General features: G+C 56.2%; 13 protein-coding genes. 7 read left to right on the top strand and 6 right to left on the bottom strand.

From position 1 onward, the window contains the following. Positions 1-72 precede the first annotated feature (72 nt). Positions 73-954: an AraC family transcriptional regulator gene (locus QE408_RS00815; protein WP_306927690.1), complete on the bottom strand. Its 882-nt coding sequence runs from the start codon at positions 952-954 to the stop codon at positions 73-75. Positions 955-1133: 179 nt separating this feature from the next. On the opposite strand from QE408_RS00815, the gene QE408_RS00810 reads away from it, so the two are divergent. The 6 genes from QE408_RS00810 to QE408_RS00785 all read left to right on the top strand — a co-directional run bounded on the left by QE408_RS00810 (position 1134) and on the right by QE408_RS00785 (position 7611). Next, a complete protein-coding gene (locus QE408_RS00810) occupies positions 1134-1946 on the top strand; it encodes an ATP-binding cassette domain-containing protein (protein ID WP_306927689.1) in 813 nt (270 codons plus the stop codon). 579 nt (positions 1947-2525) lie between these two features. Continuing rightward, positions 2526-3758: a glycine betaine/L-proline ABC transporter ATP-binding protein ProV gene (gene proV, locus QE408_RS00805; RefSeq protein ID WP_306927688.1), complete on the top strand. Its 1233-nt coding sequence runs from the start codon at positions 2526-2528 to the stop codon at positions 3756-3758. Positions 3759-3800: 42 nt separating this feature from the next. Continuing rightward, positions 3801-4685 (top strand): ABC transporter permease, encoded by an 885-nt coding sequence (locus QE408_RS00800; protein ID WP_306927687.1) that lies wholly within the window; start codon positions 3801-3803, stop codon positions 4683-4685. A gap of 66 nt (positions 4686-4751) precedes the next feature. After that, the gene (locus QE408_RS00795) at positions 4752-5651 is read left to right on the top strand and encodes a glycine betaine ABC transporter substrate-binding protein (protein WP_306927686.1); all 900 of its coding nucleotides are present in this window, start codon (positions 4752-4754) and stop codon (positions 5649-5651) included. 59 nt (positions 5652-5710) lie between these two features. Then, complete coding sequence (locus QE408_RS00790; RefSeq protein WP_306927685.1) at positions 5711-5986, top strand: transcriptional regulator; 276 nt, start codon at positions 5711-5713, stop codon at positions 5984-5986. A gap of 215 nt (positions 5987-6201) precedes the next feature. Then, positions 6202-7611, top strand: coding sequence for an HD-GYP domain-containing protein (locus QE408_RS00785; RefSeq protein ID WP_306927683.1), 1410 nt, complete (start codon positions 6202-6204; stop codon positions 7609-7611). A gap of 137 nt (positions 7612-7748) precedes the next feature. Here the strand turns inward: QE408_RS00785 and QE408_RS00780 are convergent, their stop codons facing one another. Genes QE408_RS00780 through QE408_RS00760 form a run of 5 tightly spaced genes read right to left on the bottom strand, consistent with a single transcriptional unit; the run spans position 7749 to position 12514 of the window. Then, positions 7749-8648 (bottom strand): MurR/RpiR family transcriptional regulator, encoded by a 900-nt coding sequence (locus QE408_RS00780; RefSeq protein WP_306927681.1) that lies wholly within the window; start codon positions 8646-8648, stop codon positions 7749-7751. Between the two features lie 45 nt (positions 8649-8693). Further along, positions 8694-9632 (bottom strand): ABC transporter substrate-binding protein, encoded by a 939-nt coding sequence (locus tag QE408_RS00775; protein WP_306927679.1) that lies wholly within the window; start codon positions 9630-9632, stop codon positions 8694-8696. Between the two features lie 13 nt (positions 9633-9645). Then, a complete protein-coding gene (locus QE408_RS00770) occupies positions 9646-10680 on the bottom strand; it encodes a FecCD family ABC transporter permease (protein ID WP_306927677.1) in 1035 nt (344 codons plus the stop codon). Continuing rightward, positions 10680-11696: a FecCD family ABC transporter permease gene (locus QE408_RS00765; RefSeq protein WP_306927675.1), complete on the bottom strand. Its 1017-nt coding sequence runs from the start codon at positions 11694-11696 to the stop codon at positions 10680-10682. The genes QE408_RS00770 and QE408_RS00765 overlap by 1 nt, the downstream gene beginning before the upstream one ends. Further along, a complete protein-coding gene (locus tag QE408_RS00760; RefSeq protein WP_306927673.1) occupies positions 11693-12514 on the bottom strand; it encodes an ABC transporter ATP-binding protein in 822 nt (273 codons plus the stop codon). The genes QE408_RS00765 and QE408_RS00760 overlap by 4 nt, the downstream gene beginning before the upstream one ends. Before the next feature lie 247 nt (positions 12515-12761). Between QE408_RS00760 and QE408_RS00755 the strand changes: the two genes are divergently transcribed. Continuing rightward, positions 12762-14936: a TonB-dependent siderophore receptor gene (locus QE408_RS00755; RefSeq protein WP_373465475.1), complete on the top strand. Its 2175-nt coding sequence runs from the start codon at positions 12762-12764 to the stop codon at positions 14934-14936. The last annotated feature ends 76 nt before the right edge of the window (positions 14937-15012 follow it).

Here is a 15012-nt window from a genome sequence, read left to right as displayed (position 1 = left end):
AGTGGATATTTGCAAAAATGCACCACCCGCCTGCTAGCAACGGGGTCAGATTTGCCGCTTGCCCGAAATTGGTCACGACTGGCGAGCTTTACGCCAACGTGCGGGCGTCGTCCCGAGATGCTTGCGAAATACTTTGGTGAAATGCGCCTGGTCGGAGAATCCGGTTTCAGCCGCAATTTCGGTCAGCGGTTGGGTATCCAGCGACAGCAGTTCCTTCGCCTTCTCCAACCTGGTCCTCATCTGCCACTCATGCGGCGCCAGACCAGTCGATGCCTTGAACGAGTGGCTGAAATGGGATTGCGACATTCGGGTGAGTTCGGCAAGCTCCTGCAGGCGGATGTTGCGGGTGCAGTTTTCACTAATGAAATCGGTAGCTCGGCGCAGTTGCCATCCCGCAAGGGTGCTGCGCCGCCGCGGCGATGTCTTCTCCAATTTCAGAACATCAATCAGGAGCGCCAATGCAAGGCTGTCTCCGTAAAGATCGTTCAGCGGTGCGCTGCTGGTAAGTTCGGTCGCGATCAGTTCCGCGAGCGTCATTACACGTTGGTCGAAGAACAGCAGCTGCGGATTCTGTAGTTTCTTCGGATCAATCTCTTCTGAAAGCCGCTGGACCAGAACATCCGCATCGAAATGGATATCAAGGTGCCTGACATATTGCACATCGGCGAAATCAACCCACAAATCCATGTCGGCGGGAATATAGGAAATCGGGCTGTGACCATCCTGCGGCGTGCCGGAAGATTTAGGGGACAGCTTTACGTTCGACCGTCCACGTCCTCGCTGGTCTAAGAGGATAAAGAGGCGGGGGTCGCGAGCAGTATAGTGACCGCCAGCGTAGGAGGCGCACTCGACGTCCCAGAGATCGGCAGTTATCCCGTTCCAATAGCGGCGGCGCAGCCCACCCATGACAGAGAAACCTTCGATCCTGTTTTCCATCCGCGGCTGGAAATTCATGATTATGCACCCCAAGGTAAAACTTGCATATAATTATCAAGTTCTCTAACTAGCTGCAATCCTGGACTCGAGCGCGCCGCGCGCGTTCACGTCGAAATGGGCAGGCGTGTTACCATGTTGCCAAATGAACGAAACATGACCTCGCTTAATCGAGAAACATGCAAGACGGGTGACTGATAATGCTGACGAACGCCGAGCCTCGTACCGTCGAAGCCGTTCCGCCTGTTGTTTCGCTGAAGGATGTCACTTTCGCTATCGACGGTCGGGTCCTACTCCAACCGCTAACGCTCGATATTCCCGCGGGTCTCTCCGTTGCTCTGATAGGTCACAATGGCTCCGGCAAATCCACCCTCCTGAAGCTGATCGGCCGGCAGCAGCCCGCAAGTGCAGGTAAAATCCAATTCGAAGGAAAGCCGCTCGAAAGCTGGGGTGCTCGGGAATTCGCTCGCCGGCTCGCTTACCTTCCTCAGCGGACGCCAGTTGCGCCTGGTATGCTTGTGAAGGAACTGGTCGCGCTTGGCCGCTATCCCTGGCATGGAGCGCTCGGACGCTTCGGGACGTCGGACCAAGCCAAAGTCGGTGAGGCAATCGCTCTTACGGGCATCGGCCCATTTGCGGAACGCATGGTTGACAGCCTGTCTGGCGGAGAGCGCCAGCGTGTGTGGCTCGCCATGCTCGTGGCGCAGGACGCCACTTGCCTGTTACTCGACGAACCCATCTCGGCGCTCGATATCGGTCAGCAACTCGAGGTCTTGTCGCTGACGCGGGACCTTTGCCGAAAAAAAGGCATCACTATCATAACGGTTCTGCACGACATCAATATGGCCGCACGCTATTGCGATAGGGTGGTCGCGTTGCATTCCGGCAGCCTGATGGCGCAAGGTACACCTGAGGAGATCATGACGGTGGAGGAGCTTGCGCGCATTTTCGATGTCCGCATGGATATTTTGCGGCAGCCATCGAATGGCGGGTTGTTGGCTTTCGCCCAATGAATCCTCGAAGATGCTTCTTGGCGTTTGGGCGCACAATGAAGGATCGGCAAATATGGTGGTGCCAGCTTTGAGCCAGGCGGAATACCCCCACCGCTCTCATAGCAGCTGCCAGGTTCTAAGCGCGCGCCCACATACCGCGATGTCGCAAATCGGTCGAGCAAGGTCGATGCGTTTCCTGGCGAAATGTGGTGGTCACGTCTAGTTTACCACAAGGCTTTTTTAGCTTTGGCAGGCTTGATCCTTCTGTCGGATGCGGCCTTCAAACGCCAGTTTTAGCCCGATGGACGAAAAAAATTTGAGGTTTTTTTATGGACATTGGAAAAAAATCGCCGTAGGACACACCCATCGGTGAGCTTGAAGCTCGCAAGCATGCATATTCATTTCGATTAAAGAGTGATTATGCAAAGGCGCCATCGCAGTTTTTGAAGGCTTCTTCTCAAGGCTGCGGCTAGCTGCGATGTCGCAAATAAGCTGTTACCCTATCGAGGGCCGCCTGGTCCTTAAACCGCGAGGTTGTCAGGCCCTATTGCTATCAAAGAAGGAGAATGCCCTCGCTCTATGCTGGGCTAATTTGATTTTATGAATTCTCAAACTGAAAATGACGCACTGGCTCTGCCGGTTTCGACCAAAATCAGTCTCAATAACGTCTACAAGATATTCGGTGAGGATACCGATAAGGCGCTGGGCATGGTTCGCGCCGGGAAGACGAAATCTGAAATCCACTCCGTTACCGGATGTTCCGTTGGCGTCAACAAGGCCAGCTTCGATATCAAATCCGGCGAAATTTTCGTTATCATGGGCCTTTCAGGCTCGGGCAAATCCACCCTCCTACGTCTGCTCAACCGGTTGATCGAGCCCACGGCGGGTTCAATCAAGATCGATGGCGAAGACATAACGAAGATGTCCCGTCGCGACCTGATTGAGCTTCGCAGGCGCGATATCAGCATGGTCTTCCAGTCCTTTGCGCTTCTGCCCAACCGCACAGTGCTCAACAATGCCGCCTTCGGACTTGAGGTTGCCGGTATGGGAGAAGCCGAGCGTAAAGCAAAGGCGCTCTCAGCGCTCGAAGCTGTCGGTCTTGCCGGTTACGCAGACAGCATGCCTGATCAGCTTTCCGGCGGAATGAAACAACGCGTTGGCCTGGCGCGCGCGCTCGCCAGTGAGCCCACAATCCTGCTTATGGATGAGGCGTTCTCCGCTCTCGATCCACTGATCCGCACGGAGATGCAGGATGAACTTGTCCGCCTGCAGGCCGAGCACAGCCGAACCATCGTTTTTGTCAGCCACGATCTCGATGAGGCAATGCGTATCGGTGATCGGATCTGCATCATGCAGAATGGCAACGTCATCCAAGTCGGCACGCCCGATGAAATTGTCATGAACCCGGCAAACGACTACGTCCGCTCCTTCTTCAGGAACGTCGACGTTAGCCACGTCTTCAAGGCGGGCGACGTCGCGCGGAAGACGCAGGTGACGATCATTGATCGGCAGGGTGTGACCGCTGCCGCCGCGCTTGAGCGAATGAAGACATTTGACCGCGAATACGCGATCATTCTGGGCCGTGACAAAACCTACCACGGCGTCGTCAGCCAAACCACGCTTGTCGAAAACATGCGCTCTGGACATGCGGACCCTTATCGCGCCGCTTTCCTATCGGAGATCGAACCGATCCCTGCCGACGAGCCTTTGTCGAACGTCCTTGGAAGGGTGGCCGCAAGCCCATGGCCGGTTCCGGTCATCGATCACTCCAGGCACTATCTCGGCTCCATCAGCAAATCGACACTGCTTGAAACGCTCGACCGCGCAAGCTGATCTTTGCATTTCCCCCAACCGGCCAACAACCGGAGAGACATTATGAACTTCGATATCGGGGACGGCGTCGATGCCGTCGTCAATTATGTTTTGGACAATTTTTCACCGTTCCTGGACTTCGTCGCCACTGTAATCGGCTTCGTGACAGGGACCATCCAAGACACGCTAACCGCCATTCCCATGCCTGTGGGTGTTCTCATCTTCGTCTTCCTGTCGTTTTGGCGGGTCGGCGCAGGTTTTGGTTTGCTCGCCGGCCTTGCGCTTTGGCTCGTTGATCACATGGGACTATGGACGGCAATGATGGAAACGCTGTCACTCGTTATAGCTTCGACGCTCATGGCGATGCTTGCCGGACTGCCGCTCGGGATTGCAATGGCGCGAAAGGATTCCGTGGCCGCTATTGTCAGACCGATCCTCGACTTGATGCAGACCATGCCCGCATTCGTCTATCTCATTCCAGCGGCAATGTTTTTCGGGCTTGGCGCCGTACCTGGCGCTATCGCAACCGTAATTTTCGCCATGCCGCCGGTGGTGCGCCTTACCAATCTTGGTATTCGCCAAGTGCATGTCGAATTCATCGAAGCCGGAAATGCTTTTGGCTGCACCTCCTCTCAGCTGCTCTTCAAGGTGCAACTGCCGAACGCCATGCCGTCGATTATGGCAGGGATCAACCAGACGATCATGCTGTCGCTTTCCATGGTCGTCATCGCATCCATGATTGGCGCAGGCGGCATTGGGAACACGGTTCTCACCGGCATACAGCGTCTCGATGTGGGAACCGGTTTTGAAGGTGGTCTCGCCGTCGTCATCCTCGCGGTGATCCTGGATCGCCTTACCCAAAGTCTTGGAAAGCCCCAGTCGGCATTTTGGTCGGTGCTTTTCAAGAGAAGGAGCGAGCGTAAGGAACTATCTCCGGCAACAGCCTGAGGCCCTGCGCCGCCCAACGATGCGGATGCTGAATCCGCAAATTCAAACCTCCCAAAAGGAGAACATATGTTCAAGACACTTTCCTCGACCCGCCGGGCCGCCCTTGGTGGCGCCATCGGGTTTGCTGCCGCTTTGCTCTTTGGCTCGGCAACGCCAACTATCGCCCAAGATGCGAAAACGGTGAAGCTCGGCTTTGCCCCATGGTCGGACGCTGAGTTCGTCACCAAACTTGCCGCCAAGCTGATCAAGGAAAAACTCGGCCAGAATGTGAAACTCGTCCAGACGGATGTCGCACCGCTTTACCAGGGCGTGAGCCGGGGTGACATCGATGCCATGATGATGGCGTGGTTGCCGGCAACCCATGCTGATTATTTCGCGAAGGTGAAGGACAAGGTCGAAACCCTCGGCACAGTCTATGAAGGCGCGAAGCTAGGGTGGGTGGTCCCAGCCTATATTCCAGAAGGCGAGATCGCCTCAATCGAGGATCTTAAGAAACCCGAGGTTCAGAAAAAGCTGTCGAATACGATCCAGGGCATCGATCCCGGTGCTGGCCTGACGCGGCTTTCGCAACAGGCGGTCAAGGACTATGAACTTGACCAATACAAGCTGCAGATCTCCAGCGAAGCAGGCATGCTAACGACAGTTGATCGGGCGATCAGGGGTGAAAAGTGGTTCGTCGCCACGTCCTGGAGCCCGCACTGGATGTTTGGAAAGTACAAGCTCCGCTATCTCACAGACCCGAAAGAATCCTTGGGTCAGGCGGAGCATGTCGACATCCTCGCGTCGAAGACATTCAGGGAAGAAAACCCCAAGGCTGCGGAGTTTCTGTCACGCATGAAGTTGCCGCTCAACGACTTGGAAGCGGCGATGTTCACAGCCCAGGAGTCCTCTTACGAGACTGCGATCGAAAAATACATCAAGGACCATCCAGATCAGGTTAAGGCCTGGCTTGGAGAACAGAGCTGATGCAATCCGGCCTTCTCAGACGATAGTCCAGGAGGCCGGTTCATTATCGGGGGTAGGGGATGGAACGAAGAACCAATCACAGAGCGCTGACCGATAACGACACACTCGGAGGCCGCATCTCATTGGCGCGCGATGCATCGGCGCTGTCGCTCGTCACTGCTGCGAAGATGGTCGGCGTGGACAGCGAGGTTTGGAGCGCCTGGGAAAATGACCGGAGCGAGCCGGCTCACGCGTATATGGAGACGATTGCCGCTTCGCTGCATGTCAGCGGAACATGGCTTGCGACGGGGTTCGGTCCTGGGCCGCGATGGCCAAGTGATGAGGCGCTCTTTTAAAATGTGTGCGGGTGGTGCGAACACCTCTTCTATCCTGACCCGAAATGCCATCTCAACGTATCGCGGGCCCAGATGAACCATACGGAACTTGAAGCACGTCTCAGCCAGTGAAGCGGATCATTCGCTCCAAAGAAATTTTCAACTGCGAAAATTTGGGCTCCTAAGTGTTCAGAAACACTCTTTCGATAGCGTCATAACTCAATCGAGGATCAGTTATGCCGCAGGTGCAGATTCGTTTGGCTGAGATTATCGAAGCCCTTAGCAAGGCGCTGGATATGACAGAGGGGCAGCCAGAGGGACATTGTATTCGCTGCTGTTACATCGGAACGAGCATAGGAAGAGAGATCGGCCTCAGTGACCCGGAGCTGCGTGATCTCTATTACACACTTCTGTTGAAAGATCTGGGCTGCAGCAGCAACGCGTCGCGCATCTGCGAACTCTATTTGGCCGATGACATCAGCTTCAAGAATGACTTCAAGCTCCTCGATGGAAGTTTGGGGCAGGTTCTGAAGTTCGTCATCAGCCACACAGGAACGAAGGCCGGTCTTGCCGAACGTTTCCGCAGCCTGCTCAATATTCTTAAAAATGGGGGCGAGATTTCGACTGCCCTCATGCAGACGAGGTGTCAACGCGGTGCCGAAATTGCTCGACAAATGCGATTTTCGGAAAAAGTTGCCGAAGGCATCATCGGTTTGGATGAGCATTGGAGCGGGCGCGGCAAACCGAGTGGATTTGCCGGAAAGGAAATCCCGCTTTTCTCGAGGATAGCACTCTTAGCGCAGGTGATCGATGTCTTCCAGGCCAGCGGTGGCTCGCAGGCCGCTCTGGAGGAAATCGCCAAGCGCAAGGGCGATTGGTTCGATCCGGCTCTCGTTGACGTCTTTGAAAGGATCGCGTCGCGACGAGAATTTTGGAGGGAACTGACCTCGCCCGACCTGGAGAGAATTGTTCTCGCTTCCGAACCGGGGCAGCACGGTGTTTTGGCCGATGATGATTATCTCGATGATATCGCCGCTGGTTTTGCGAAGGTGATCGATGCCAAAAGTCCTTACACATCGGGCCACAGCGAGCGCGTTGCGCTTTATACCGATCTTATCGCAGAGGAAATGCAAATCGATATCGAAACGCGCCGCGTTTTGAAAAGAGCCGCTTTGCTGCATGACATCGGCAAACTTGGTGTGAGCAACAGTGTCTTGGACAAGGCTGGGAAACTTGATGATGAAGAATGGCGCCAGATGAAGCGACATTCGGAATTTTCAGAGCAGATCCTTTCCGCAATTGGAGCGTTCGCCAACGCTGCACTGATCGGAGGCGCGCATCACGAGCGTCTAGACGGTAAAGGGTACCCAAGGGGCTTAAGCGCAGACCAGATACCAATGGAAGTTCGGATCGTATCCACCGCCGATGTCTTCGATGCCCTGACGGCTGATCGGCCTTACCGGCAGGCGATGTCGCTGCAGGAAGCGTTCTCGATACTCTGGGATGGAGCAGGCCTCTCCCATGATCCAATCTGCATCAGCGCCCTTGAACGTGCCGTGGCAAGAACGCCCTTGAGTGTTTGTGCCGCCATGCCGGTTTCGCGAGAGTCACTTTCGTCTTCGGATGAAGCTGAAAAAGCAGCTTAACACGTAGAGCTGCCGATACCGTCAGTCGCGCTCTTGCGCTCTCTACTATTGAGGAGGCGATCTAGGATCGGTGGCTTCTTCAATGGTAATGCGGGGTGAGAGGGTGGCTTAGGCACCGCCACGGCTGTTTTAACCAGCTATCTTTTTGTTGGGCGCACCTGCTCTCGAATTTCGACAAGCCGGTCGATAGAATGCAGGGTTCGATCTGGATCTCTTGCGGCAAGTGCCAGCATAAGGGTTTCGACGCAAGTAAGGAGAGGAGCATGTAATGCGACTTGCTCTGCCTTGCTTCGAGGTATGACGATACTCACAGTCGCATGCTTCAAAAGCGGGCTGTCTGCCTTGCTTACGATAAAGGCAACGGGAACTTTCAATCTCTCGGCTTCGGTCAGCATCGCCGTGCTTTCATTATGCAATCGGCCATGCATCATCGCCAGGACCACATCACCCGGTGTCATTTCCAGAAGCTGCTCTGCCAGCATAATGCCCGTGCTTGTTAAGGCGTAAGACGGATAGCCTGAGCGGGAGAATAATCTCGATGCGTAATTAGCAATAATCCCCGAAGCTCCTATTCCGAATACCCCGATCCGCCGCGCGTTTGCGAGCAGATTGACCGTCTGGCGGAATGCGCGGCGGTTCGGCTCTGAAGCAAGAGCCTCCATGGCGCTTCGCTGCTCCTCGATTGCGAAGTCTATAGCGGCATCGGCACTCCGACGAAGCTCGGCGGTCGTTACCGCCATTTTTTCCGAGGGAGAATCCGTCTGGCCGAGATGAGCGGCAAGTGTCTCCTTCAAATCGATAAGCCCGTCGAAACCAAGCGTTTGGATCGCGCGGATAACGGTGGCGTCGGACGTGCCTGTTGCGCGGGCGATCTCCAGTGCCGACTTGCCAAGAACAGCATGTCTGTGCCCGTCGATATACTCAGCCACGGTCAGCAGGCTTGGGGAGAGTGTCGCACGGCGCTTCTTGAGCCGCTCGGCAAACTTGTCCTTTCGCCGGCCACGGCTGTAGGGGATGCGCTGCGTGCTGTCTGCCATGACCGGCTCCAAATATCGCTTTGCCGCTGATTGCGGCGCAATGGGTTACGGGACTGGGCGAGGCGCGACCGTTGCCTGCACCATCGCAGTCATGAGTGAAAGCGCGGCGTAGCTGTTGGAAATTGCCTCTTCGCGCGAGACCATGACATATCTACCATCGCGGCATGCCTTCAAGAACCCGCAAAATCCCGGCAGCACCTTCTCCATTTCGGCGATTTCTTTTTGCGAATCTCCACCTGTGTCGCTTCGGTAGGGATCAAAAATGAAATCGGCATCCAGTTCCGGCAGGCGTTCAGCGCTAATCTCGATCCGTTGGCCTTCCGCAATTGCATCGATGATCGGAGGAAACCGGAAACCAGCGTCACGGAGCACGCGTCCAAGCGCGCGGTAGGTGTGATATGTGTTGATCTTGCCGTTGAGCGGCTGGAACACCGAAACGGTTATTGCCGATGTGTCGGCGGCTTGCTTCAAGGCGGCGATCCCGCTTTGATAGCGTCGCTCCAGAACCTCCAGCCGTTGTTCTGTCCCTGTCAGCGCGGCAAGCTTGGCATAGACATGCTGGGCACCGAACTTTGCTGCGTCCAGCGCAACTGTCGGAGCGATGCGTTCCAGGGCCTCGATCGGTGTCGGCCGGCCAATTGTTGTCACGATCAGATCGGGTTTGATGTCAGCCAGTTTTTCGAGATCGATATCGTTTGCCCCGATGAATGCGATCGTTGAATTGTCGAAATCCACGCCTGTCAGAAGCGAGCCGGAGCGAAGATAAGGCTTGGCGTCGGGACCGATGCGGCCGTGGCTTGCAGCGGGCATCACGCCGAGTTCGATGAGCGGAATGGTGACGTCGATGTCGTGCAGTGAGGCAATCCGCTGCGGCCGTGCGGGCACGTCGACGCTGCGCCCCAAGTCGTCGGTGAAGCGGATTGTTTGCTGCGCTGATGCCATGAGCGGCAGAAACAGAAAGACACACAGGATAAGGACGCGCATCGCGAAAAGCTCCTCAAATATGGTGCCGTCGCTGCCAAAGCAGACCGACAAGCAGGACAACACCCAGAACGGAAAGGACGATGCCAGCGGGTATCTGAACCGGGGCGAACACGGTACGACCAACCGTGTCCGCCAGAAGAACCAGCCCGGCGCCGATCAAGGCGCTCCCGGAAAGCAGTGCAGCCTGGCCGCCACCGATGATGAAACGGCTCAGATGCGGTGCGAGCAGTCCGACAAAGCCAAGGCTGCCCGCGCAGGAAACGGCGGCTGCCGTCATTAGCACGGACGCTATAATCGCAATCAGCCTGTAGCGGTTGGTTCGAACGCCAAGGCCGATTGCCGTGATCTCTCCCAAAAGACTTGCCTCAGCAGCACGGACTGTCAGAAGGAGCATACCGCCTCCAAGAATGAGGCATGTCCAGGCAAGCGGCAGCAGCGTTGGCTGAACACCCGATAGGCTACCTGCCATCCATATCATGGCGGCTTGCACGTTATCGATGTCAGCGCTTACCAGTATCAGCGCGATGATGGCGGAGAGAAACCAGGACATGCCGATCCCGATGAGAATAAACCGGATATGAGAAAGTGACCGCGCCAGCGACATGGCGAAGAGTGCGGCAGTAAGTCCGCCGGCCATGCCCACGATCGGACGGAGGTAAAGCGGAGCGGCAGGCCAACTGAGGATCGTGACGATCACAGCGAGGCTCGCGCCTTCTCGCACCCCGAGCAAGCCAGGATCCGCCAACCCGTTTCGGGTCAGAGCCTGGAGTGCCGCACCCGATAGACCAAGCATTGCGCCACAAGCGAGCGCCATGGCGACACGAGGCGCGCGCAGGTCGCCGACGACATCGTAGGTATGCGATGACATTCCGGTAAGGAAGACGAGGGCATCTGCAAAGCCAGCGTGCCCGCTGCCGATTGCGAGCGCCGCAATGGCACAAGCTAGCAAGAGGATGGCGAGCCCCAGGCTCATCAGGCAACGCTGCAAATGGAACCGCACGGAGAACGTGCCAATTCGGACAAATACGTAGTTTGAAACGATCTCCATCACAGCCTCCGCGCCACGATCAAGAGAAACACAGGAGCGCCGACAAGCGCCGTCATGATACCTGTCGCGACTTCGCGGCCTGGCAAAATGCTGCGGGCGACGATATCAGCCATGACCAGCAGGGCGGCGCCACCCAAGGCTGACAGCATCACGGCATGAAGATGCCGTCCGCCGGTAAGCCTTATTGCTAAACCGGGGACGATGAGACCCACGAAGCCGATCGGTCCAACGGTCGAAACGGCGGTTCCCGATGCGAGGGCCGCAGCAGCAAGTCCGACCAGCCGCGTCGTCTTGAGAGGCACGCCGAGACTGATCGCGGACGCGTCTCCCAGCGCCATAGCATCGAGACGGGGAGCAATGACCAGTGCAACGGCGCCAGCAACGGCGAGCGGTAGAAGGGCCGTGATGACCTGCTGCCAGGACGCGCCCGCGAGATCACCGACAAGCCAGAAACGAACGGCCTCCAGCGTCTCCTGATCAAGCAGTAGGATGGCCGAGACCAGGGCCGAAGCGAGTGCAGAAAGCGCTATACCGCAGAAAACCAGCTTTGTTACGGTCATGCCAAGTCTGCCGGCGGAAGACAGAGCGAAGACGGCGGCAAAGACGACGGCACCGCCGCAAGCGGCCAGAAGCGGACGCTCCACTATGGTCGGCTGGATCGCCGCAGGCAGAGCCGTCGCCACGACCACGGCAAGGCTGGCACCGGCATTGAGGCCGAGAATATGGGGCTCCGCGAGTGGATTGCGCAGAAGCGATTGTAGCAGCAGGCCGGCGATGCCCAGCGCAGCGCCACTTAGGAGCGCTGCGCATAGACGTGGCAGCCGTAAACTAAAGAGAATTCGATGATTGAAGTTGGCGGGATCGAAGGAAAAGAGGGTGTCGAGCACGACGGAAGGGGGCATTCCCCTTGCGCCGATGGAAAGGTGTAAGAGAGCCAAAACCAGTGTCAATCCGGCCAGGGGCACCAGCAACGCCCATCTTGAGACTGTCGGCGCGGTGAGGGGGGCTGCTCTCACGGATTGCTCCTGAAGCCCGGAACAGGCAGAAAAGCGGGTCTTCCGGTCGCCGGATGGTTCAGCCGCGTGACGGTCGTTTCGAAGACGTCACGAATCAACTCTTCCGAGCAGACGGCGAGATCGTCGACAATGGTGTGAATGCGGCCCGCTTTCATGAAGATGATACGGTCTGCATATTGGAAGGCGGCATTCAGATCGTGCAGAACCGCAACGACTGTTCGCCCCAGATCGCTCGTCAGCCGCCCGATCATATCCATCACCTCGTTCTGGAAGCGCAGATCGAGAAAGGTCGTGGGCTCGTCGAGAAGGATGACGGACGTTTCCTGGGCGAGCGTCATGGCAATAAAGGCACGCTGCCTTTGTCCTCCAGACAGGCTGTCGACAGCGCGTCCGGCAAGGTCTGCCAGAGAGGTCGCGGAAAGAGCCTGCTTTACCGCCGCCTCGTCGCTCTGCGACCAATGCTTTAAAAAGCCCTGATGCGGATAGCGGCCTCGCGAGACGAGATCGTAAACGGTTATGCCTTCGGGAACGAGCGGCGCCTGTGGGAGGAGACCGAGTTTTTTGGCAATCTCTTTGCTCGGGGTCGTGGAAATATCCCGTCCATTGAGCAGCACCGCACCATGGGAGGGCTTCAATATACGCGCCAGGAGCGAAAGCAGGGTCGACTTGCCTGAACCATTTGGTCCTGCCAGCACGGTCAACTGCCCTTCGCGCACGAGGAAGCTGACATCGTCAAGAACGACGTTGGCGCCGTAGGCCGCTGAGAGGGCCTGGGCGTCCAACAAGATGGCGCCGCCAGATTTCGTATCTTCGCTCATCGTCAACTTTCAACTTCTCTGGCGCAACGACGTGCATATCATGACTGTAGTAGTCAAATATTTTTGTCTTTAAAAGTTGTTTTTGACGGGGGTAGTGCGCTTGGCGTTCGGCTGATCGCCTCCAGATATCGTTTAATTCCGGGCCATTTTCGGACAGTCTCGGTCAGATGTAGTCAAATTAAAAATTGACTACTACAGTCATGAAATCCATGGACGTGCTCGTGAGTTTTGATACCTGGGGCGCATCATGGGACAAGCGAGACATTTAAAACATTCAACGGCGATCTTGCTTGTTTCGTGTATCTTTGCGGCAGCGTGCAGCTCGGCATATGCCCAGGAACTATCTCGGCAAAAAACCAAGCGCGTGACCGCGCAGGATGCTGCCCCAACCCAGCTTTCGACGATCGTGATCAACGGGGCAGCTGACGCCGCCACGAACAGGTATCAACCCGTCGCGACGTCCACAGCCACTCGCACGAACACCCCTCTGCTGGATATTCCCCAGGCCGTCAATGTCGTCAGCCAGGAGATTCTTCAGGATCAGCATGCGACGAGCCTGGATGAAGCCTTGGCAAACATCAGCGGTATTTCACAGGCGAATACGCTGGGCGGCACGCAAGATTCAATCATTCGTCGTGGTTTCGGCGACAACCGAGACGGCTCGATTCTGATCAACGGGATGAAGACTGCCTTGAACCGTTCGTTCAATGCGACGACGGACCGGGTAGAGGTGCTAAAGGGACCATCTTCCACGCTTTACGGTATCCTGGATACAGGCGGCATGATCAATGTCGTGACGAAGAAACCAGAGGACACTTTCTCCGCCGACATTTATTCTAGTGCTTCCAGCTTCGGCGGTGGGTCGGCAGGTTTCGATGTAACAGGCCCGCTTGAAGGGACCGACCTGTCATACCGGCTTATCGGCGATTACAGGCACATCGATTACTGGCGCAATTTCGGCGAAAACAAGGATTGGCTGATCGCGCCATCACTATCCTGGTCCGGTGAAGACACGGATGTGACGGTGTCTTACATGCACCAGGACTACAGCACGCCCTTCGATCGCGGGACGATCTTTGATTTGACCACCGGCCACATGGTCAATGTGGATCGTAAAACCCGCTTCGATGAGCCCTATAATGTTACCGACGGCAAGTCCGATCTTTTTCAGGTCGATATTGACCGCCAGCTCTCGGATGACTGGAAGCTCGGCATTGACTATAGCTACAGCCGCAATGTGTACTCCGACAACCAAGCGCGCGTCATTGAATACACTCCAGCAACCGGCGTCCTCAAGCGCCGTGCTGATGCAACGCAAGGCTCCACTATTTACAATCATGCCGTCAGGACGGATTTGACCGGCGATGTCGAGATCGGCGATTTTCGACACGAAATCCTGATCGGTGCCTCCTACGACTACGCCAATACACTTCGAACCGATCTCATGCGCTGCGGTGAGGTTACAGGCTTCAACATCTACAATCCGGTCTATGGGACGCTTCCCGCTTGCACGGCGGTTCGAACGGCCGACAGCGACCAGACGGAAATTATCAACACCGGCTCGCTATATCTGCAAGACAACTGGCATCTGAGCGATCAATGGATTCTGGTAGGAGGTCTGCGTTATCAATATTACGATCTGGTGGCAGGCAAAGGACGCCCCTTCAAAACGAATACGGACAGCCATGGTGATGCGCTCGTCCCCAATGCCGGGATCGTCTATAAGCTGACGCCTGATGTCTCTCTATATGCCAACGCCGCCAAAACCTTTCGACCGCAATCCTCCATCGCAAGCTACTATGGCAATCTCGACCCGGAGGAAGGCGTTTCCTATGAGGTTGGCGCCAAATTCGAGATAGCGTCCGGTCTGACTGCAAATGTTGCCCTATATACTTCGGAAAAGAAGAATGTCGCCTATTCTGAACTCGTCGGTATAAATACGGTGGTCAAGACCGCAGGTCTCGTGCGCTCACGAGGCTTTGAGATCGATGTCGCCGGTTCGCTGACGGATAATATCGATATGATTGCCAGCTATGGATACACTGATGCAGAAGTCCGCGACGATCCGACCTATGCCGGCAAGAGGCTCGTCAATGTGCCGGAGCACACCGGCTCGCTCTATATAACCTATGATTTCGGCGAGATTGACGAAAGCGGCAACACCCTCAAGGTAGGTTCCGGTGTGCGCGCTGTCGGGCAGCGCGCTGGTATGAACTCCAATGCCTATTTCCTCCCGGGTTATGCCGTCGTCGATGCTTTTGCGACATACACGCTGAATTTCGAGAGACCCATCGCGCTGCAGCTTAATGTGAAGAACATTTTCGATAAAACGTACTACACGTCCTCAATCGGCACGACAGCTCTTGGAAACTCCATTGGTGAGTCGCTCAACGCGACATTGACGGCAAAGATCAGCTTTTAATCTCATGGCGGTCAGGCACGGCTCTGTGTCTGACGCGCATTCGATCTGATCTTCACCCCGGGATGTTTAAACCTGC

This window comes from Agrobacterium larrymoorei (genome assembly GCF_030819275.1).
GTDB lineage: Bacteria > Pseudomonadota > Alphaproteobacteria > Rhizobiales > Rhizobiaceae > Agrobacterium > Agrobacterium larrymoorei_B.
The sequence above is the reverse complement of the archived record's forward strand: the minus strand, read 5'-3'. Positions and strand labels throughout refer to the sequence as shown.